Below are 20,983 nucleotides of genomic sequence, written 5' to 3'. Positions count from 1 at the left end.
CGAGGGGGTAGGTAGCCAGCCCCTCGCGGGGAAAGTGGTAGGCCAAGTTCAACCTTGGTTAATCAGAAACTAGCCCAAGCGCAGCCCCGCCAAAATTGGGGGTTTCCCGTAGTCCCGACATTTTTTTGACGCTCCAAGGCGTTTTGATTGCGTTTGACGCGTCGATTCAGACTGTCCCGGCCGCTGCTTTATCTAAAAGTGCCTCGTACATGTGAGGATAGACGAACCGCGCGGCTGCACGGGCGATCACCAATTCTTCGTTGGTGGGAATCACCATGACTTGAACCCGCGACAAGGGCGTCGAAATTATCCGCACATGCTCGGTATTGGCGTCATGGTCCAGTTCGATTCCCAGCCAGCCCATGTTGACGCAGATGCGTTCACGGACCAGCGCCGAATTTTCGCCGATCCCGCCGGTGAACACCACCGCATCCAGCCCGCCCAGAACTGCGGCCAGGGCGCCCATCTCGCGCCGGGCGCGAAAGTTGAAATAGCTGATGGCGCGGCGCGCGGCCCCGGTATCCGCCTGCTCGAGCGTGCGCATGTCGTTGGACAGGCCGGACAGGCCAAGCAGACCCGACTTGCAATACAGCAACTCGGTGATTTCGTCCGCAGTCATGCCTTTCTGCTGCATCAGATACAGCACAACGCCCGGGTCAAGCTGGCCGCAGCGGGTCCCCATGGGCAGGCCGTCCAGAGCCGTAAAGCCCATGCTGGACCCCACCGAACGCCCATGGATCAAGCCGCACATCGACGCGCCATTGCCCAGATGGGCCACGATCACCCGCCCCCCATGCAAAAGAGGCGCGGTCTTGGCCAGATGGTCCGCGATGTATTCATAGCTGAGCCCGTGGAACCCATAGCGCCGCACGCCCATGTCGTAATATTCGGTCGGCAGTGCAAAGGTATCGTTCACCCACGGATGGTGGCGGTGAAAAGCCGTGTCGAAACAGGCGACCTGAACTGCCTGGGGAAAACGCTCGATCGCGGCGCGCACCCCTTGCAGGTTGTAGGGTTGATGCAGCGGCGCGAAGGGCGCCAGATCTTCCAGCGCGCGCAGGCTGTCTGGTGTCAGCTGAATTGGGCGATCATGCTTTGGTCCGCCATGGACGATACGATGCCCGACGGCCACGATTTCGGCCTTTGGAAACCATTGGGTCAACAGATCCAGAACCCGGTTCATCGCCGCCATGTGATCCGCGATGGGCCCGACCTCGTCGCCTCCGAGGACCCGGCCATCCGATGTCTTGGCTGCGATGGTCGGCTCGGGGCTACCGATGCGCTCGACCGCGCCGGTGCAGATCGCCACCGGGTCATCCTTGTGCAGCGTGAACAGGCTGAATTTCAGCGAAGACGAGCCGGCGTTCAGGGTGACCACATGGCTCATGTGACAACGCCTCTGGTCCGGGCCGCATGCAGGGCGGCGATGGCGCATGATGCCAAACGGGCCTTGTCGTCGTCGGACCTGCTGTTGAGAATGATCGGCACCCGGGCACCCAAAACGACCCCGGCGGCTTTTCCGTTGGCGACATAGGCCAGTTGCTTGGCCAGCATGTTCCCCGCATCCAGATTGGGCACGACCAGGATCTCGGCCTGCCCGGCCACCGGCGACATGATGCCCTTGGTGCGGGCCGCGTCCAGGCTGACGGCGTTGTCCATGGCCAACGGCCCCTCGACCAGACCACCCGTGATCTGCCCGCGGTCCGCCATCTTCGACAGCAGCGCCGCGTCGACCGAGGACGGAATCGCAGGATTCACCGTCTCGACCGCCGAAAGCACGGCCACCTTGGGCGTGGCGAAGCCCAGCGACCTGGCAAGGTCGATTGCGTTCTGGGTGATGTCCACTTTGGTCTCCAGATCCGGCGCGATGTTGATCGCCGCATCGGTGATCAGGATCGGGTGCGGCTGGCCCGGCACATCCATGACGAAGACATGCGTGAAGCGCCGTCCAGCCCGCAGGCCGCGCTCGCGCCGAAGGGCCGCCCGCAACAGATCGTCGGTATGAAGATGACCTTTCATCAGCGCCCGGGCGCGGCCATCCGCCACCAGGTCAACAGCCAGGCTGGCCGCATGGGCATGCGAGGTGGCCTCGACGATCTCGACGCCGTTCAGCGTGACGCCAAGCTCTTGCGCGGCCGCACGGATCTTGGCCGGGTCGCCGACCAGAATGGGATGGATGATCGTTTCGCGCGCCGCCAGCATGGCCCCGCCCAACGAATTGGCGTCCTCGGGGGCGGCAACCGCCGTCGGAATGGGGTCGAGCGGCCGGGATTTCTGCACCAACGCATCGAAGTGACGGTGACGCAGAACGACAACTCTTGGCGTTTCGATCCCGTCGACCGGCACGGGGCGGTCCGGCGCGACCGCCACGACCTGGCCTGACAGGATCAAGGTGCCATCGCTCGGACGAGTCACGGCGACCTCCAGCAGCACCTCGCGGTTCGGGCGCTTTTCGGCCACGGTCGCTCGGGCCAGCAACGCGTCTCCTGCGGCGGCGGGCGTCGCCAGGTCGAAGGTGCAGGATTTCTGAACCGCACCCAAGCCGGGCAAAAGATTGCCCACGACCGCCGAAACCAGCCCGCCGACAAAGGCCGGAGACGCAACCAGATTGCCGCTTTCGGGCAAGGCGGAATGCAACGCGCCGTGATCGCCGCAGGCCGCGGCAAAAGCCAACAGATCGTCATCGCTGCACACGCGTTCGAGTTCGGCGGTCTCTCCGACCTGGATCTCGTCATAGGGCTTGGTGTCGTATCGCATCTGATGCTCTCTGCTGCGCCGGTCCGGTGTGAAATGCGGTGTAAGCCGCCGTCAACGGCGCCCGCGGTGTTTCCGACCGGACCCTGAGGGAATGCGGTGGAAAAGTCCAACCTTTCCCGATCTACACCGCCCGACGCGCGTCGTCTTCCGGCAAACCGTCAGAATATCGGCAGAACCCGACGGGCCATGGTCCGCCGCGGGCGGTTGGTTTCAGACCCGCGACTTTTCGAACGCGGCCCACGCCTGCTGAAAGGCTTCGAAATCGAAGCCCGGTTGGCAGGCTGCATCCAGAACGATGCGTTCGGTTTGAATCAAGCGCCCGATGGCGTCCTCCAGCCGGTCGATGACTTCGGCGGGCACGACCACCGCGCCGTGACGATCCGCATGCACCAAGTCGCCGGGCCGGACCGTCAGGCCGAAAATGGAAACCGGCGTGTCGATCTCGCGGACGTGGACAAAGCCATGGCTGGGGCCAATCGATCCCGCAATCACTGGAAAGCCCGCCGGCAAGTCACCTAGATCGCGCATAACGCCGTTGGTCAACGCTCCTGACAGGCCGAACCCTTTGTGGACCGTGGTGTTGATTTCGCCCCAATAGGCGCCGATGCAATCGGGAAAGTCGAGGTCTTCGATCACCGCGACCGAAGGCGACGGGGCCGCTGCCATGTACTCATAATAGGCCATCCGGCGCTGGCGGATGACCTCGGGCGCCTCGGTCGGCGGATGCACCGCGGCGATTTTTGCGGTGCGGGCAAAGCCCACGACCGGCGGCTCGGTCGGGGCCGAACACACCATGGTGCCGCGCGTGAACCCGTCAAAGCCGCGCTTGCCCTGTGCGAACTCGATCGCGTTGCAGACGGTGGGGGTGTCGACCTGGCGCAGCAGGGTCAAAAGGGACGGTGTCATCATTCCTCCAGCCAGCGGCGCAGGGCCGCCGTTGTTTCGTCGGGTTGCTCGAGCGTCGGCAGATGCCCCGCGCCCTCGATCACCGACAGCGTGCCGTTGGGCAGCAGACCGTGCATCAGCTCGTGCCGCTCGACCGGGCATAACCCATCCTGCCGCCCGCACAGAACCAGCGACGGTCCTACGAAAGACCGCAGCGTCTCGGTCTGAACCGGGCGATCCATCAGGGCGCGGGACTGGCGCAGAAAGACATCCGGGCCAAGATCCATCGCCATGGCCATGCACAGATCGAGAATCGCGCCTTGACGCGGGCCATCGGCCAAATAGTTCGGCTTCATCTCGTCGCGCATCACGCGCCACAGCTCGCCCCGTTCGACCGCCGCCATCTGGGGGATGCGACGGGCCTTGACTTCGGGCCGTTCGTCCAGCGGGTTGGTGTCGAGCAGCGCCAACCGCGCGACCCGGTCCGGCGCCTGACGCAGGACCTCCATCGCGACGATGCCGCCCATGGACAGGCCGGCCAGCGCAAACCGGCCGGGGGCGCAGGCCAGCACATCGGCGGCCAGCGCCTCAACACTGTCATGGCCCGTCAGCGGCACGCTGATCAGCGGGGTTGTGCCCGACAGCGCCGCGATCTGCGGGGCGAACAGGCGCGCGTCGCACATCATGCCGGGCAGCAAAACCAGCGGGGTCATTTGACCAGCGCCGCCCCCTCGGCCAGGGCGGCCAGTTTGGCATAGGCGATCTGCGGATCGACGGCCCCGAACCCGGCGAAGGTGCCGAACCCGCAATCGCTGCCGGCGATCACGCGGTCGGCGCCCACGACCTCGGTGAAGCGGCGGATCCGCTGCGCGACCAGTTCGGGGTGTTCGACAAAATTGGTGGTGGTGTCCACGACCCCCGGCACCAGGATCTTGTCGTCGGGGATCTCGGCCCTGCGGTCTCGGAACACGGTCCATTCATGGGCGTGGCGCGGGTTCGAGGTTTCGAACAGGACATAGCGTGACCTGGTCGCCATCAGCGTCGAGAACACCTTGTCCATGGCGATGTCGCAGCAATGCGGGCCTTCGTAGTTGCCCCAGCAGATATGCACGCGCACGCGGTCCTGTGGTACGTTCTGCAGGGCGTGGTTTAGCGCTTCGACATGCAGGTTGGCGACCTTGACGAACTCATCATCCGACAGGTCGGTGAACAGCATGTGGCGCGACAGGGCCAGGTCGGGGCAATCGAGCTGCAGATCTAGCCCGGCGGCCACGATGGTTTCGTATTCGTCCTTCATCGCATCGGCCAGCGCGGCGAGATATGCCTCGCGCGTGGGGTAATGCGCGTTCTGCAGGAACAGCGAGATCACGCCCGGCGAGGCTGCGTTCATGAACCCACGCTCGACCCCGTGCTGCGCCATGGCCGATTTCAGATTGGCGATGTCCTTGTTCAGCTCATCCTGCCCCTTGGACCGCACCTCGCCCGTGCATTGCGGACGGGCGTATTGCGGGGTGCCGCCCTCATCCGCCAGCCGTTGCAGAAAGCTGGGGAACATCTTCAGGTCGGCGGGCGCGTTGCGCGGGCTGTCCCCGGAAAAGCCGGTGTAGCGATCCTTGACATAGGTCGCGTACGAGATCTTGGAGGTCTCGCCGTCGCTGACGATATCTACCCCCGCCTCGACCTGCTTGCGCACCGTTTCGGAAACGGCCCGGGTCATGCAGGCATCGAAGGCGGCGGCATCATAGGGTTCGCCCCGTTCGCGGGCGAAGATGAAATCCACCACCTCCTGCGTGCGGGGCAACGAGCCCACATGGGTTGTCAGTATCCGTGTCATGCGGGCTCTCCTTTCGTTACTGGCCGGTCCAGGTTGCGCCGGCCGGATCATCGGTGGCCACGACGCGATACAGGCTGGCCTCGCCGGTCATCGACGGCTCAAGCGTATAGGCCTCGCCCGGGTTCAGCAGGCAGGTGTCGCCGGGATTCAGGATCGCCTCGGCCTCGTCGGTACGCAGCAGCCAGTGGCCGCGCACTGGCATAAGTACGGTGTGCTTCTCGGGCGTGACCCTCTCTGCCCCCAACGAACCACGGGTCAGGAATTCGACCTCGAAACCGGGGCGGTCCTTCAGCAGGGCGTCGGGGCCGATCACCCTGGCCGGTGCCTTGGCGGCCAGCGCCATCAGGTCCCAGTAGCGGGCCACATAGTCGCGCACCACGTTCTGCACCGGAACCTCGGGGAAGGCCTTGAGTTGCTCCTCGGTCAACAAAGGCATGGGTTCGACACCGTCGGGCAGGTTTTCGCCCTTCTTGGTGTCGTACAGCACCCCGTTTTCGCCCAGCACCAGACCATGGGCCGAGGCATCCTGAATGACCTGCGGCGCCCAGGTCACCCCGCCGCCGGCATCATCGCCCCCCAGGATGGCCATAATCATCCCGTAATCTGTGCCGATATTTTCAAAGCCGCGGAAGATACCGGTGGGAATGTTGAAGATGTCGCCTTCCTCCAGCACGACCTCACCGGCGTCGCCCCAGCGGCCCCAGAAGAAGCGCCACCGCCCCTTGAGGACAAAGAACACCTCGGCGGTGGTATGGCTGTGCAGCGAGTTGCGGCATTTGGGCGGCTGGCCCGCGGCGCCGATGTTGAAGCCGGGCGTGTCGCGGATGTGGACATGCTGATCGGGGCTTTCCGAGACGCCGCCGCCGATGATGGTGAAATTCTCCTTCTGATCCGAGCCGGGCGTGTGGGCGTCGATGAAGGCGGTCTTGCAGGGCTTGAGTTCGCCATAGCGGACGATGCGGGTTTCAAGCTGGGTCATTTTTGGGCTCCTGTGATTGGGTTGAACGATGGGAAGAGACTCCGTTCAACCCGGTGGCCGCAGGTTCAGACGCCGCGCCCGCAGCGAGGCGCGATGGGCATGGAACCGTCGCGCAGCCTGGCTGTGGTTCAGCCGGTATGGCCACGGTCTGAGCATCAGGCCTCGCCCGTCTGCAGCAGGATCTGCTTCCACACGGCGGTTTCATCGAACAGCGTGTATTCGCGGCGCAGCCTGGGTTGGCCGGTGATCAACGCGCCGAACTCGGCATGGCTGATGCCCAGCACATAGACCTGCGCCCCGGTCGGAACGCCGAACACGCCCCAGCCCTCATGCTTGCCCCACAGGCTCCAGCGGATCGCGGCACGGGGCGGCATGTTGGGATCGTCGCGGCCGATCTGGTGCTCGATGCGGAACTCCGCATTGGGGAAACTGGCGCGCAGCCCCATCCAGAACCGGTCCACCGCATCCCAGCCGTGCCCCGTCAGGCCGCCGACATATTCGGACTGCACCGCGCGGTCGTATTCGGCCCCGATCACGCCCATGTCGGCGCCCATGATCCGGGTCAGGATGTCGGCATAGCGCTGGCCCCACTCGTTGTCGTTGCCACTGCCCGTGTAAGGGCCTGGCTGGTCGGTGTCGGGCGACAGGGGTTTGACGCAGTTCTGCGGCCCGCCTTCGCGCGCGATGAGGTCGGCAGCGTATTCCTTGGGGTCCCAACCCATCTGGCGCACGATCGCGCCCTGATCGCGGATCAGCCATTCATCGTTGATCTGGTTGTCGATCGCGTGGCAGTCGGCCAGAATCCGATAGCGCAGCTTGGTCCCCGTGGCCTTGCCATAGACCCCGTCGCCCAGATGCGTGGCGGTCGAGATGATCCGGTGCGAGCTCAGCATGCCGTCCTCGGGCGTGCCCGACCAGATAACGTCCTCGCCCAGCAGCTGCCGGTCTGGAAACTCGGCCAGGGTCGCCATCGTGGCGCCGATGACGTTCTGGTTGCCCAGCACCACTGAGGCGGGCGACCGCACCACGATGTCGGGGCTGTAATAGTCGTGCAGCGTGGCGATGCCGCGGTCTTCCCAGATCTCCTTGGTGATGCCGATGATATAGTCAGGGAAATCCTTGAACTTGGGATCGAAGCCTTTCATGAGTCAGTCCTTTTGGGGGTCCACCCCTTGGGCAGCCGCGCCGAGGTCCGCACGACGAGAGGTCCGTCGATGGCAACCTTGCGGGGGGCGGCGTCCTTTGGGTTTTCAATGTGATCAAGCAAAGCGGTCACCGTTTCGGCCACCATCAGGTTGGCGCGCTGACGGATCGTGGTCAGGTTGTAGGCCGGCCAGCCAGCGGGCGGCACATCGTCGTAGCCGATGACCGAGACATCCTCGGGGATGCGCAGGCCCAGTTCGAACCGGATTACGTCCATCACCGCCAGCGCCATGTGGTCATTGGCCACGAACACGGCATCCGGGCGCGCCTCGGGCGCCACGTCGAACATGCGGCGGGCGGCTTGCCGGGCGTTTTCGGTGTGGAAATCGCCAGTGTCATGGGCAAACAGGCTTTGGCCGGCGGCGGCCAGCGCGGCGCGGAATCCCGCCTCGCGGTCGCGCTGGGTCGAAGCACCCTGCCAGCCCGCGATGTAGGCGATGCGCTGGTGCCCGCCCGCCAGTAGAAACTCGGCCACCTTGCGGCCGCCGGCATAGTTGTCCGAGGTCACGGTGGTGATGCCCTCGATATCCTGGCTGCGGTTGAACAGCACCACCGGAACGCCCGCCTGCTGGCAGCGGGTGGCGATATCCGACGACATCGGCACCGAGGCCAGAATGACCCCGTCCACCTGATAATCGAGGATCTCTTCCATCACGTCGTCGATGTTTCCGGCCGAGCGCGAGGCCATGAAGATCAGCACGTGATAGCCATGCTCTTGCAGGCGGTTCGACAGTTTCTCCAACGCCTCGGGATAGAAGTAGTTGTCCAGGTAGCCGACCACCAGGCCGATGATCCGGCTTTTGCCCGACACCATCGCCCGGGCCAGCACGTTGGGACGATAGCCCAGTTCGGCCGCCGCCTTGCGCACCTTTTCCTCGGTCTTCTTGCTGACCGAAGCGCCGGGCGTGAACACCCGGCTGACCGCCGACTGGCTGACGCCGGCCAGTTGCGCGACCTGAAGCGATGTGACCTTGTCAGCCATCAGTCTGCCGTCCATCCGCCGTCGATCAGCATCGACGTGCCGGTGACCAGCCCCGAGGCGTCGGACGCAAGATAGAGAACCGCGCCCATGATGTCCTCGACCTCGCCTACGCGGTTCAGCTTGATCTTGTCCATGATCCAGGCCGCGCGTTCGGGGTTGTCGAAGGTCGATTGCGTCAGCGGGGTTCGGATGAAGGTCGGGCAGACCGTGTTGATGCGGACGCCCTGCTTGCCCCATTCGATCGCCATCGCCTTGACCATGCCTTCCAGCCCGTGCTTGGTCGCGCAATACAGCGCCCGGTCGATGCCGCCGACATGGCCCATCTGACTGGAGATATGGATGATCGAACCAGGCCGCCCGGCCGCCATCAGCGCCTTGGCGGCATAGGCCGAAAGGAAATAGGCCGAGCGCAGATTGACACTCGTGACCGCGTCGAAATCCTCGGGCGTGGTTTCGACGGCTGGCCCGTGCCGCGCGGTCCCGGCCGAGTTCACCACCACGTCAAAGGCTTGCGCGGCGAACAGCGCCTGCAACGCGGTCAGGTCGCTCTGATCCAGCACCCGCCCCTCGGCCGACCAGCCCTGCGCCTGCAGGGCGGACACCGCTTCGTTCAGCCGCTCGGCCCCGCGCGCGGCGCAGACCACATGCGCGCCGGCCTCGGCCAGGGCGACAGCGCACCCCAATCCGATGCCCGAAGATGCGCCGGTGACCAACGCGGTCTTGCCGCTCAGCGAGAACGAAGGGGTGCGGGGCAGTTGGGTCATCAGCTCATTCCATCCGGGGTTTCAATGCGGCCCAGGTTCCGGGCCTTGTTGAATTCCCGCAGGCGGGCAAAGACGTCAACGCCAAGCTGCGCATAGGCGTCCAGAAGATCGACCAGAACCCAGTTTTCGCGGATCCGTCCGTTCTCCAGCCGCCAGAAATCGAGGCTGCGCATGGTGATCCGCTTGCCCGAAGGCGCGATGCCCATCCACCCGTCATGGGTGACGGTCTGGATCATGTTGGGCCAGCCCGTCACTGCCGCATAGTCGCCATCGCCGAAGAAATGATAGGTGATGTCGTCGACATATTGCCCGCGATCCGGCATTCCGTTCAGGAACGGGATCTGGTGCCAATTACGGAACCCGGCATAGCCGCGCCCGGTGCCGATGCCCGAAGGCCCGTACCAGTTCATGCGCGGATGCCAGAACCGCTCCATCTCCATCACCTCGGGCCCGCCCTGCGAGGGGTGCTTTTTCAGATGTTCCAGCATGTCGATGATGTGCTGGCAGGTGGCGCGGCCCTTGTCGGCGTCGTAGGGCCCCGGCACCAGACCGTCCTGCGTGGCCGGGCCGGGCACATGCCATTCGCGTCCCAGGCTGGGCGCCATCGGCCATGCGCGGGCCTGCATCATTACCTCGGGGATGTCCCACAGGGCCTGCATTTCTACGATCCGGCCGTTCTCGAACCGGTAGAACTCGTGAAACCGCATGGTCACCTGATGGCCGGTGGGCGGGATGTCCAGCCACGGACCGGTGAAGGTTCCGGTATAGTAGCCGCCGCAGCCGACCCAGTCGGCGCCGAACTCGTCCGGTCCGGCCATCACGATATAGTCGCGCCGTTCGAGGTCCGGCCAGGCATCCAGCAGGCCCTTGAAGGCCAGATCGTAGAACGCCTCGCTGCCGGTGCTGTCACCGAAAGGATGGCACAGGCGGAACAGAGCGTCAGGCGCGGTCACCTGCGCCAGCGCGTCCCGCACGCCGGCTTCGTCGAAATCATACATCGCCGCCCGAAGCGGCGCGATCAGCGCCTTGTGCTGCGTATGCTTGTCACTCATTCGGCGGCATCCCGGTATGGGGCCGGTGCGCCATACGGCACGTTGATGCCGCCATAGCGGCGCACCCGTACGTTACATTGTTCGGCATGGCCCACGAACCCTTCCAGCAGACACAGACGCGAGCCGTACTCGCCGATCAGGGTTGCCGCCTCGTCGGTCAGGATTTTCTGATAGCTGTGGGTCTTCAGGAATTTGCCAACCCACAAGCCGCCGGTATAACGCCCGGCCTTCTTGGTCGGCAGAGTGTGGTTGGTGCCGATCACCTTGTCACCGTTCGACACGTTGGTACGCGGCCCCAGGAACAGCGCGCCATAGCAGGTCATGTTGTCCAGGAACCAGTCATCGCGATCGGTCATCACCTGAACATGCTCCGAGGCGATCTCGTCGGCGACCTGCAGCATCTCGTCATAGCTGTCGCACAGGATCACCTCGCCATAATCCTGCCAGCTGACCCGCGCGGTGTCAGCCGTCGGCAGGATGCCCAGCAGGCGGTCGATCTCGGACAGCGTCTCCTCGGCCAGCTTGCGCGAGTTGGTGACCAGAACCGCGGGCGAGTTGTAGCCGTGTTCGGCCTGCCCCAGCAGGTCAGTGGCGCAGATCTCGGCATCGACGGTTTCATCGGCGATCACCATGGTCTCGGTCGGGCCGGCGAACAGGTCGATGCCGACGCGGCCGAACAGCTGGCGCTTGGCCTCGGCCACGAAGGCGTTGCCGGGGCCGACCAGCATGTGCACCGGGTCGATCGTTTCGGTACCCAGCGCCATCGCGCCGATCGCCTGAATACCGCCCATGACATAGATCTCGTGCGCGCCGCCCAGATGCATGGCGGCGATCACCGCCGGATTCGGCTTGCCCTGGAACGGAGGGGTGCAGGCGATGATGCGCGGCACACCCGCAACGCTGGCCGTGGCCACTGACATATGAGCCGAAGCCACCATCGGGAACTTGCCGCCGGGCACATAGCACCCGACCGACTGCACGGGGATGTTCTTGTGGCCCAGGATCACGCCCGGCAGGGTCTCGACCTCGATATCGGTCATCGAGGCGCGTTGCGCGCGGGCAAAGTTCATCACCTGCTCCTGCGCGAACTTGATGTCGGCCAGCTCACGGTCTGACAGCTGAGCGATCAGGTCGTCGATCTCCTGTTGCGACAGGCGGAACGAGGCGGGCGAATAGTTGTCGAACTTCTCGCTCAGCTCGCGTACGGCGGCGTCGCCACGGGTTTCGATATCCTTCAGGGTCGCCTCGACCACGGCGCGGGTCTTGGCGTCATCCTCGGCCCGGTCTGCGTCGGACTTGCCGCGTTTGAGATACTCGATTGCCATTGTCTTGATCCTCAGTTGTCTGGACGGGGCGGAGTTTTCTCGCCCCGGTCATATGCTTCCCAGCCGTGGCCCTGGAAGAGGTCGACGCCCAGCTGCGCGGCGACATGGGCGAAGTCGACGTTCACCCAATTGTCGACGATCTTGCCGTCGACCACTTTCCAGAAATCCATGTAGCGGATCTCGACCCGCTTGCCGGTGGGCTGAATGCCCAGAAATTCACCCGAATGGGTCGCCTCCTGCCGGCCAAAGGCCGCGGCCCATTCGCCCATGTAGAGCCGCGCCTCGTCGATGCAGACCTTGTCGGAAAACGCGGCCTGGAAGGGGCGCTGCCAGTTGTCCTGAAACTCTTGCAGACCGTTCTTCGTGCCGCAGCCTTGGTTGCCCATCCAGCGGAACCCTTCGGCGAAGAACTCGCCAATGTCGTTGATGCGGTGGTCATTCAGGCCGTCGACCATGGCTTCGATCACGCGGCGCGTGTCTTCGGTCTTGGTCAGGTCGGTGTCGCGGGTCAGAACCGCTTGTTCAGGTCGGGAACCTTTCATCGTCTTGTCCTTGTCAGATTGTCAGGTATTGGGGATCGGGGGAGCATGCCCCCAAACCCGGGAAAATCCCTTGGCAACCTGTTTAGCGCCGGGTGGCGCGTCAGGGCGTTATGGCGGAACCGGCGGCTCATCAGCCCTTGACCGCGCCGGCGGTCAGTCCGCTGACGATCTGGCGCTGGAAGATCATGACCAGGAAGAAGAGCGGCGCGGTGATCGACACGGCGGCGGCCACGGCGACGACCTGGTCGGTGGTGGTGGTTTCGCGGTTGAACATGCCGGCGATGGCGGGAACCATGGTCTGGTTCTGCGCGTCCAGCAGCAGCGAGGTCACCAGAAAGTCGTTGTAGGCCAGCAGGAAGCTGAACAGCCCGGTAGTGATGACGCCCGGCCACATCACAGGCATGATCACCCGACGGAAGGCCTGGAAATGGTTGCAGCCATCCACGCGCGCGGCTTCGTCCAGCTCGGCCGGGATGTTCTGGAAGAACGACCGCAGCATCCAGATGGTAAAGGGCTGGTTGATCGCCACCAGAACCGCGATCACGGCAAAGGGCTTGCCATATAGCGTGGGCGCGTTTTCCCCCAGGATCGGGCGCAGCCATTCGGCCGAGTTGATGAAGACCGGCAAATAGCCCGCCACCAGAACCGAGTGCGGCAGCGCGCGGAACACCAACGCGACGATCAGGATCCAGAACGCAAGCGTCGAGCCGGACCGCGCCAGCCCATAGCCCGCCAGCGTGCCCACTGTCAGCGACACGGTCACGACGCCCGCGGTAACGATCAGCGAGTTCTTGAAGTTGTTGGAAAAGCCGCGGTCGATCCAAACGGTCTTGTAGTGCTCGGTCGTCAGGCCCAACACGTCGCGCCCCAGCGGGCCGAACAGTGGGTTCAGCACGTTCAGAATGGCCGGCAGAACAATGAAGAACACCAGCAGAAAACCCAGCACCAGAACCAGCCCGCCGATGATCCAGCCGAACCAGGCCTGCCCTGGCCGCGTGTAGGACTTCACCATTTCGGGCAGGGTCTTGGTGGCCAGGCGCGCGGTGGCCCACAGCACTGCGATGCCCATCAGGATATCGAGGATCGAGATCCCCTTTCCGGTCTCGAGCGTAGCCGGACCGAAGATCACGTTCAGCGCATTGCCGTCGAATGCGTCCACCGGCGACTTGAAGCTCATCACCGTGATCCAGAAGATCGGGAAGGCCGCCACCAGGCACCAGAAGGCCAGGCAGAAATTCGATGTCAGCCGCAGACCGAGCGGTTGGCGAAGCGCGCTTGAGGACATGTCAGTGGCCTCCCTTATGGTCGCGCCATGTCCGGCGCAGCGGTGCGATGAGAAGGATGACGATTCCGACCATGGTCAGCATGGCGCTGGCCGAGGCCCGGCTGATCGAACGGTTGCCCGCCTGATCCGGCACGAGGAAGTCATAGGTCAGCCATTGCAGCGAGATGACGTAGCCTTGGCTCGAGAAGCCGACGATTTCTTCGAACACCCGGTATGCGTCCATCAGATGAATCATCGACACGAAGATGATCAGCGGCATCAGGTGCGGGATGACGATGTATTTCAGGCGCTGCCAGCGGCTTGCGCCGTCGATAACTGCGCTTTCAAGGCTGTCCTGGTTCACGGTCTGAAGACCGGCATAGAACACGATCGCGGCAAAGGGCGCGACATGCCAGACGCGGTACAGCATCATCAGCAACTCGATCGTCCAGGCCTGCGCGAACAGGGCGATGTCGCGGTTCAGCCACCATTCCAGCATGGCCGTCAGGATGCCGTCACCGCGAAACAGCCAGTTGATCGACAAGGCACCGATGACCGGCGTGATGATAAAGGGCAGGAGCGACACGAAGATCACCGGCCCCCGAATCGCCTGCGCGGCGTTGTTGATGACGATGGCGATGGCCAAACCAAACCCGATCACCAGCGGCAGGGTGATCAACGTGAAGGTCAGCGTAAAGCGCAGCGCCTTCCAGAAATTGATGGTGGACAGCACGCTCCAGCTGCCTTCGCTGATCGCGCGCCAGGCCCGTTCGGGCTCCAGCACGTTGCGATAGCTTTCCAGCCCGACAAACTGGGTCTGCGTGATGATCTCGCCGTGTTCATCAAGTTTCGGAATGGACTTTTCTTCAGTCACGCAGGTCTGCGTCAGGAAGCCGGGCGTGCAGGTCTCGACCTCGACCGTCTCGTAGATGGGCTGGGTGACATAGAAACTCTGCTTGAACACGCTGACCAGCGGGAACGCGATGAAGAGAAGCATCATAAAGACAGAGGGGCCGACAAAGGCGGCAAATGTCCGGAAATTCATGGCTCTGCCTTTCTCATGGTTCTCGGTGGTGGAAGATGCGGGAGGAGGTCGGCCCCCTCCCGCGTGCGGATCAGTTGCCGACCAGGCCGGCTTCTTTTGCGGCGGTCAGATAGTCGGCTTCGATGTCGGCCAGGGTGGTCTGGGCGTCCTTGGCACCGGTCAGATAGTCGGCCAACCCATTGCCCAGCGCGGTGTGCATGATGCCCATCGGCCCCGACGCCGGGTAGGGCTTGGCGCCTGCTTCGGCCGAGGCGGCAGCACCCGCAGCCAGTTCACCGGGCGTGTAGGCCGGGTTCAGCCAGACTGCGACGTCATTGTTGGCCTGCACCATTTCCGCGTCGATGCCTTCCATCATCACGCGGAAGGCGGCGTCGGCTTCCTCGTCGCTCATGTTCTTGGCCAGAACCATGCCGTCCCACCAGATCGTGGTCGCCGGAGCCGCCGACCCCAACGGAGCCGCCGCCATCGTCACCTTGCCGACCACTTGGCTTTCGGCCTCGTCGTTCATTGCGGCCGCGCGGCTGGCCCACAGGTTGGCCATGGCGATCTTGCCCTGCTGGAACTGCTGCTGAACATATGTCGAATCCGAGACCAGGTATTCCGGGTCCATATATGCCGTCATCGCCTTGAGCGTTTCCAGCGCGCGAACCCCCTGTTCGTTGTTGATCGCGGGCATGTTGCCTTCGGCAAAGAACTCGCCGCCCTCGCCCAAATACATGTTCACGAATTCCTGACCCAGGTTCCAGCCGGTCTTGAACGTGCCGCCCAGCGGATACTCGACCACGCCGGCTTCCTTGATCTTTTCCGCCGCGGCCAGCACGTCGGCATAGGTCTTGGGCTCGGCAATGCCCAGATCGGCCAGAATGTCGCTGCGGTACATCAGGTGCTGGGCGTTCACCATCATGGCGATGGCCATGGTCTGGCCGTCCACCTTGATCAGCTGGTTCGGCAGCAAGTCCTGGCCGTATTTGGCGACCAGATCATCCAGCGGACGAATGGTGCCCGCGTTCAGCAGCGGCACCAGCGTGGCGTTCGACACGCCGCCGATCTGGTACAGCGCCGGGTTGGCCGCAAAGGCTTCGGGTTGCTTCTCGCGGAATTCCTGATCCAGCGAGGCGCTGAAATTGCCGCATTCGGCCATGGCGTCGGTGGCGGCCTTCCAGGCCTCGAACCCGGCCGAAAGCGATTTAAGCGGAACGGTGTTTTCGAACGAACAGGCGGCCCAAGCGGCGCCCGAGGCCACCGACATCGCGCCGGCCAGTATGAGAGTCTTGAGTTTCATGCGTTTCTCCCTGTCAGGATCGGTCCGTCGTCGACGTCCGGACCGGTGGTTTGCCCTTGCGGGCTGTTGCGGGGTCAATCCCCGATCCGCGCACCGCTTCCAGCTTCGAAGAGATGACAGATTTCGCTTGGCACCGAGAACGAGACGGAATCGCCGATCTCGGCGCGGAAAGACTTGTCGGCCTTGACCGAGACCAGCGCGCCGCCGACCCGGACCGAGATCATCGTGGCGTCGCCCAAAAGCTCGAGCGTATAGATCGGGGCCGTGATCTGACCCTGCTCTGAAGCAAGAGCGGCGTCCTCGGCCCGGAACCCCAGCGTCAGCGGCCCGTCGGGGGCATCTATTCCGGGGATGTCCACGTGCTGCGCGCGGAACACGCCACCTTCGACGCGACCCTCGATCAGGTTCATGGCGGGTGAGCCGATGAAGCTGGCCACGAAGGTGTTGGCGGGGCGGTCATAGATGTCGGTCGGGCTGCCGACCTGTTGCACGATCCCCTTCTTCATCACCACGACACGGTCGGCCAGGGTCATCGCCTCGATCTGATCGTGGGTGACGTAGATCGTGGTAACGGCCAGTTCGTGGCTGAGGTTCTTGATCTGCGCCCGCGTCGATACCCGCAGCTTGGCATCCAGGTTCGACAGCGGCTCATCCATCAGGAACACGTTCGGTTCGCGCACGATCGCGCGGGCCAGAGCGACCCGCTGGCGCTGACCGCCCGACAGCTCGGCCGGTTTGCGATGCAGAAAGTCGTCCAATTCGACCATCGCGCTGGCGCGGCGCACTTTCTCGTCATGGGTCGCGGGGTCGATGCCGCGAACCTTCAGCGGAAAGCGGATGTTTTCATAGACGTTCATGTTGGGGTACAGGGCATAGCTCTGGAACACCATCGCCACGTCGCGGTCCTTGGGTTCCAGATCGTTGACCACCTTGCCGTCGATCAGGATCTCGCCCTCGGTCACGTCCTCGAGCCCCGCGATCATACGCATCGTGGTGGTCTTGCCGCATCCGGACGGCCCCAACAGCACAAGGAATTCGCGATCGGCGATGGTCAGGTCGAAATTGTGGACCCCCACGAACGACCCCCAGCGCTTGCCGACATTGCGCAGTTGAATTTCCGCCATGGTGCCTCCCGGGAAGGAATCGTTTTGCATACGTTTGCAAAAGAGTAATCCAGCCACATCAATTCTGGCAAGACAATTTTGCAAACGTATGCAAAACTGTCCGAAGCAGGTGATTCACACACTCCTGACCTAAATCGCAACCCTCTGCCAGGAAACGGAAAAACCGTGAGTTTTCAGGACCAGAAAAAACTGATTTTGGCATTCCACGACGCGCTGGATGACACGGATGCCGCCGGCGTCGGCCAGGTCATCGAACAATTCTGCGCACCCGATCTGCTGTGGCGCGGCTTTCACCCCTTCCATGAAATCGTCGGCGCAAAGGCCGTGGCCGAGACGTTCTGGCAACCGATCAAGCACGGCCTGAAGCGCATGCAGAACCGGATGGACATCTTCTTTGCCGGCCGAAACTCGCTGACCCAATCCGATGATGTCTGGGTCGTGTCGATGGGGCATCTGATGGGCCTGTTCGACGCGCCGTGGCTGGGCATTCCGCCCACCGGCAAGCTGGCCTTTCTGCGGTACTGCGCCTTTTACAGGGTCGCAGATGGAAAAATCACCGAAACGGCCATGTATTTCGACATTCCCCACCTCATGGTGCAGGCCGGGCTGAACCCCTTTCCTCCACAAACCGCGGCACACCTCGTGCAGCCCGGCCCCAGAACCCATGACGGGCTTTTGATCGACGACCAGCCCGCAGCCGAAGGCCAAAAGACACTGGCGCTGATCAACGCGATGATTTCGGACCTGGGCCAGTGGAACAGCGGCCTGACGCTGGAGGAGGAACTGGCACGCACCTGGCATGACGACATGCTGTGGTGGGGTCCCGAGGGGATCGGAGCCACCTACACCATCCCGCGCTATGCCAAGCAGCACTCGGGCCCGTTCCGCGCCGGTTTCGCCGAGCGGTCCAAAACGCGACACATCTGCCGCATGGCCGAGGGGCATTATGGCGGGTTCTTCGGATGGCCCAACTTCACCGCCGTTCCGACAGGCGGCTTCATGGGCATGCCCGCAACCGGCAAACCGGGTGAGTTTCGGGTCATCGACATCTATCGGCGCGCGGGCGACAAGCTGGCCGAAAACTGGATTTTCATCGACCTGCTGCATTTCTGGAACCAGCAAGGGGTCGACATCCTGTCGCGCACGCTAAGGACTGCCACGCCATGATGATCGACGCACATCACCATTTGTGGAACCTGAAGGCGGTGCACTATCCTTGGCTGATGGAAACCGGCGCTGTGAGGTTTTTCGGTGACCCATCAGCGATCCAACGCGACTATCTTCTGGACGAATTCCGCGCAGACGCCGCGGCGCAGGGGTTTTCTGCGTCCGTGCACATTCAGGTGGGCGCGGCGGACCCTTGGGCCGAGGCCGCTTGGGTGCAATCGGTTGCCGATCAGACACCCGACTGGCCGTTGGTCCAAGTGGCTTTCTGCGATCTGACTGCCCCGGACCTGGGGCACCGGCTGGACAGGCTGCAAACCCTGCCCTCGTTGCGGGGCGTGCGCCAGATCGTCGGCCGCGCACCCGAAGAGGACATGGCATCCGGCACCAATGCCCTGCTGGACGACCCACGTTTTCTGGCCGGCCTGCAGGAACTGGGCGCGCGCGGTCTTTCATTTGATTTGCAACTGCTGCCCGAGCTGATGGAGCAAGCCGCCCGCGTTCTGGAGCGCGCGCCCGAAACTTCGGTTGCCCTGTGTCATGCCGGCTCGCCACATGATAGAACAGAGGGCGGGATAAAATCCTGGTCCAGATCCCTTCGGTCGCTGTCCGCGCTGCCGCATGTGTCGTGCAAACTGTCCGGGCTAGGCATGTTCGACCACGGTTGGACGGCAGACTCCGTCCGCCCGATCGTTCAGGAGTGCCTGAACCAGTTCGGCCTCGCCCGCTGCATGTTCGGGTCCAACTTCCCTGTAGACAGCCTGTCCTCGGACTATGCGGAACTGGTGTCTCGCCACCGTTCGCTGATTCCGGCTGAGATGCAGGCGGATGTGTTCGGGCGCACGGCCCGACGTTTTTATCGGTTTTGACGGGTCGGGGTCAGAAACCACTGACCCGCTCGATCAGCCAATACATCGAAACGGTTCCAATTCCATATCCGGTTACCGTCGTCGCCCAGTCGAGTGCGCCACGGGATTGGAAAGCACCCAGAACACGCAGCACCGCCAAGCCAAGCGCGACGACGGCGACAAATGCCAATTGGCCGGCTTCGACCCCGATATTGAAGGCTAGCAATGCGGCTGGAATGTCACCTGCAGGCAAACCGATCTCGGACAGGGCCCCGGCAAACCCCAAACCGTGCAACAAACCGAAACTGAAGCAGACAATCCACGGATATTGCTCGGACAGTCGCAACTGCCCGTCCTTGTGCCGCAATATCTCAAGGGCAAGAAACACGATGGACAGGGCGATCACCGCTTCGACCGGAGGACCCGGCACTTGCAGCAAGCCAAGTGTGGCCAAGGCCAATGTGATTGAATGTGCGACCGTAAACGCCGTAATCGCCCCGACAAGCCGCCAAGGATCGCGCACCAGAACGATCAGGGCAAACACGAACAACAGGTGATCCCAACCTTCGAGAATGTGTTCGAACCCCAATTGAAAATAGCTGGCGAAAACCGCCCAGGTTGACGGATCGGCCGGGATCGTCAGCTTGGTATTGTCTGGGGTGAAACGCAGCGTTACCGCTTCTGCAGCCAATGGCTGCATCCGCAGCAATACGTCGTTGCGTTGCAACTCAAGCCCATCAATCGCGATCGGTTGATCCGCGATTGGTCCTTGGCATTGCGCCACCCAGACCGAAACCCACGCAGCCCCATCGTTCTGCGGCGCGGGTCCTGATTGCGGCGTACAAATCTTTGGCAAGACCGCCTCGATTGCCATCGGCCGCCCGTTCACATCCGGCAGCCTCCACAGAACCTGCCACGTGTTTTCCGTCAACTGCCGCAGATCGAGGAAACCGGGATCCAAGGCATGGGCTTGGCTTTGCCCGGCCGCAAGCATCAACCAAAAGGCGGAAAGCGCTGCGAGGATCCTCGTCATTCTTGCGGCTCCCACGCGGGCAGCGAGATCTCATACCTGTCAGCCAGGCTCTGGTATTGTGCTTCGGCCAGTTCCTCGGAGGTTTGTCTGCGCCAATCTTGAATCACCATGTCACGAACGTCATCCAGCGGCGGCAGTATGCCCGGCTCCACTGCGTTGACCCTCACCAAGTGCTGGCCATAGCCCGACACCACCGGTCCGGCCCATGCTCCGCTTGGCAACGTCGCCAGGATCTCGGAAAAGCCGCGCCCAAACGTGCTATCGATTGCGCGCGCCGACGACAGCGGCACCGTCTTTGGCAACAGCGTGGGCAGCCCCACCTGCATAGGGTCATTGCCCACCGCAAGAGCCGATTGAGCCGCCTCAACATCGGCGCTGCCGGGGGTCTCGCCCAAGAAGACTTGTTCAAAGGCGAATTTCGGGGGCGTTCGGAATCTATCTGGATTGTCTTGCAGATACGCCGCAAGTTCCGCATCTTCGGGCACGACAGACGACGCAATCGAGCGAGTCAGGAATTCCATCTTCTGAGCAAGCCGCGCCCGAATGACTGGATCGCCCCGGTCCAGACCAAGATCGCGAGCCTCGCGCACCAATATTTCTTCGCGTACCAAGCCATCCACCAGCCGCCGCAATTCTTCTGGGGTGGGCGCACGATTCCAACTGGCGCTGAACCGGCTTGCCAACATCGATACATCATTGTCGTCAACAACGATTGCTTGCTGCTGAGCCTGCTCCTCGGACGGTGGGGATATCCAGTAGAACCACGCGAAGATTGCCACTCCAATCAGCAGGAAATGTGCCAGTGGTTCTTTCAGAAAACGCATCAAATTACCTGTACTCTCGAAAAGCTTTCACGGAAAAGTGGCCACGACACCGGGGCAAAGCCCACTCGCCCATCAT

The 20,983-nt window shown here is 63.2% G+C and carries 20 protein-coding genes; 2 read left to right on the top strand and 18 right to left on the bottom strand.

The window, feature by feature from the left end; all coding sequences use genetic code 11:
* Positions 1 to 166: 166 nt before the first annotated feature.
* The 16 genes from AC2FMM_RS00170 to AC2FMM_RS00095 all read right to left on the bottom strand — a co-directional run bounded on the left by AC2FMM_RS00170 (position 167) and on the right by AC2FMM_RS00095 (position 17,038).
* Positions 167 to 1,387: an acetate/propionate family kinase gene (locus tag AC2FMM_RS00170; protein ID WP_496795456.1), complete on the bottom strand. Its 1,221-nt coding sequence runs from the start codon at positions 1,385 to 1,387 to the stop codon at positions 167 to 169.
* Entirely contained in the window at positions 1,384 to 2,757 is a 1,374-nt protein-coding gene (locus tag AC2FMM_RS00165; RefSeq protein WP_496795455.1) for a bifunctional enoyl-CoA hydratase/phosphate acetyltransferase, read from the bottom strand. The genes AC2FMM_RS00170 and AC2FMM_RS00165 overlap by 4 nt, the downstream gene beginning before the upstream one ends.
* Positions 2,758 to 2,967: 210 nt before the next feature.
* Positions 2,968 to 3,663 carry an RraA family protein gene (locus AC2FMM_RS00160; protein WP_496711551.1) on the bottom strand — a complete coding sequence of 232 codons (696 nt, stop codon included), beginning with the start codon at positions 3,661 to 3,663 and terminating at the stop codon, positions 2,968 to 2,970.
* Complete coding sequence (locus AC2FMM_RS00155) at positions 3,663 to 4,355, bottom strand: alpha/beta fold hydrolase (RefSeq protein WP_496795454.1); 693 nt, start codon at positions 4,353 to 4,355, stop codon at positions 3,663 to 3,665. Before AC2FMM_RS00155 ends, AC2FMM_RS00160 begins: the two co-directional genes overlap by 1 nt.
* Positions 4,352 to 5,476 carry a cobalamin-independent methionine synthase II family protein gene (locus AC2FMM_RS00150; RefSeq protein WP_496686725.1) on the bottom strand — a complete coding sequence of 375 codons (1,125 nt, stop codon included), beginning with the start codon at positions 5,474 to 5,476 and terminating at the stop codon, positions 4,352 to 4,354. The genes AC2FMM_RS00155 and AC2FMM_RS00150 overlap by 4 nt, the downstream gene beginning before the upstream one ends.
* 16 nt (positions 5,477 to 5,492) lie before the next feature.
* On the bottom strand, positions 5,493 to 6,455 hold the full coding sequence (locus AC2FMM_RS00145; RefSeq protein ID WP_496795453.1) for a cupin domain-containing protein: 963 nt from the start codon (positions 6,453 to 6,455) through the stop codon (positions 5,493 to 5,495).
* 155 nt (positions 6,456 to 6,610) lie between these two features.
* The gene (locus tag AC2FMM_RS00140) at positions 6,611 to 7,600 is read right to left on the bottom strand and encodes a nuclear transport factor 2 family protein (protein WP_496686723.1); all 990 of its coding nucleotides are present in this window, start codon (positions 7,598 to 7,600) and stop codon (positions 6,611 to 6,613) included.
* On the bottom strand, positions 7,597 to 8,640 hold the full coding sequence (locus tag AC2FMM_RS00135; RefSeq protein WP_496679113.1) for a LacI family DNA-binding transcriptional regulator: 1,044 nt from the start codon (positions 8,638 to 8,640) through the stop codon (positions 7,597 to 7,599). Before AC2FMM_RS00135 ends, AC2FMM_RS00140 begins: the two co-directional genes overlap by 4 nt.
* Entirely contained in the window at positions 8,640 to 9,404 is a 765-nt protein-coding gene (locus tag AC2FMM_RS00130; protein ID WP_496686721.1) for an SDR family NAD(P)-dependent oxidoreductase, read from the bottom strand. The genes AC2FMM_RS00135 and AC2FMM_RS00130 overlap by 1 nt, the downstream gene beginning before the upstream one ends.
* Positions 9,404 to 10,456 carry an ester cyclase gene (locus tag AC2FMM_RS00125; RefSeq protein ID WP_496711557.1) on the bottom strand — a complete coding sequence of 351 codons (1,053 nt, stop codon included), beginning with the start codon at positions 10,454 to 10,456 and terminating at the stop codon, positions 9,404 to 9,406. Before AC2FMM_RS00125 ends, AC2FMM_RS00130 begins: the two co-directional genes overlap by 1 nt.
* Positions 10,453 to 11,781 carry a histidinol dehydrogenase gene (gene hisD, locus AC2FMM_RS00120; protein WP_170361379.1) on the bottom strand — a complete coding sequence of 443 codons (1,329 nt, stop codon included), beginning with the start codon at positions 11,779 to 11,781 and terminating at the stop codon, positions 10,453 to 10,455. The genes AC2FMM_RS00125 and hisD overlap by 4 nt, the downstream gene beginning before the upstream one ends.
* A gap of 11 nt (positions 11,782 to 11,792) precedes the next feature.
* The gene (locus tag AC2FMM_RS00115; RefSeq protein WP_496795452.1) at positions 11,793 to 12,323 is read right to left on the bottom strand and encodes an ester cyclase; all 531 of its coding nucleotides are present in this window, start codon (positions 12,321 to 12,323) and stop codon (positions 11,793 to 11,795) included.
* A 130-nt stretch (positions 12,324 to 12,453) separates the two neighbouring features.
* Complete coding sequence (locus AC2FMM_RS00110; RefSeq protein ID WP_496795451.1) at positions 12,454 to 13,608, bottom strand: carbohydrate ABC transporter permease; 1,155 nt, start codon at positions 13,606 to 13,608, stop codon at positions 12,454 to 12,456.
* A 1-nt stretch (position 13,609) separates the two neighbouring features.
* A complete protein-coding gene (locus AC2FMM_RS00105; RefSeq protein ID WP_496742872.1) occupies positions 13,610 to 14,584 on the bottom strand; it encodes a carbohydrate ABC transporter permease in 975 nt (324 codons plus the stop codon).
* A gap of 118 nt (positions 14,585 to 14,702) precedes the next feature.
* Positions 14,703 to 15,914 carry an ABC transporter substrate-binding protein gene (locus AC2FMM_RS00100; RefSeq protein ID WP_496679128.1) on the bottom strand — a complete coding sequence of 404 codons (1,212 nt, stop codon included), beginning with the start codon at positions 15,912 to 15,914 and terminating at the stop codon, positions 14,703 to 14,705.
* Positions 15,915 to 15,988: 74 nt separating this feature from the next.
* Complete coding sequence (locus tag AC2FMM_RS00095; RefSeq protein WP_496686715.1) at positions 15,989 to 17,038, bottom strand: ABC transporter ATP-binding protein; 1,050 nt, start codon at positions 17,036 to 17,038, stop codon at positions 15,989 to 15,991.
* Between the two features lie 165 nt (positions 17,039 to 17,203).
* Between AC2FMM_RS00095 and AC2FMM_RS00090 the strand changes: the two genes are divergently transcribed.
* Together AC2FMM_RS00090 and AC2FMM_RS00085 are read left to right on the top strand one after the other, a co-directional pair.
* The gene (locus AC2FMM_RS00090) at positions 17,204 to 18,205 is read left to right on the top strand and encodes a nuclear transport factor 2 family protein (RefSeq protein ID WP_496795450.1); all 1,002 of its coding nucleotides are present in this window, start codon (positions 17,204 to 17,206) and stop codon (positions 18,203 to 18,205) included.
* Positions 18,205 to 19,071, top strand: a complete 867-nt coding sequence (locus AC2FMM_RS00085) for an amidohydrolase family protein (RefSeq protein ID WP_496795955.1) — start codon at positions 18,205 to 18,207, stop codon at positions 19,069 to 19,071. The genes AC2FMM_RS00090 and AC2FMM_RS00085 overlap by 1 nt, the downstream gene beginning before the upstream one ends.
* 10 nt (positions 19,072 to 19,081) lie before the next feature.
* Here the strand turns inward: AC2FMM_RS00085 and AC2FMM_RS00080 are convergent, their stop codons facing one another.
* Positions 19,082 to 20,083, bottom strand: coding sequence for a HupE/UreJ family protein (locus AC2FMM_RS00080; RefSeq protein ID WP_496686712.1), 1,002 nt, complete (start codon positions 20,081 to 20,083; stop codon positions 19,082 to 19,084).
* A complete protein-coding gene (locus AC2FMM_RS00075; RefSeq protein ID WP_496795449.1) occupies positions 20,080 to 20,907 on the bottom strand; it encodes a peptidyl-prolyl cis-trans isomerase in 828 nt (275 codons plus the stop codon). The genes AC2FMM_RS00080 and AC2FMM_RS00075 overlap by 4 nt, the downstream gene beginning before the upstream one ends.
* Positions 20,908 to 20,983 lie beyond the last annotated feature (76 nt).

It is taken from the genome of Ruegeria sp. BHSC043, assembly GCF_059612985.1.
Note: the sequence above shows the minus strand (reverse complement) of the source record. Positions and strands in the feature narration are given on the sequence as shown.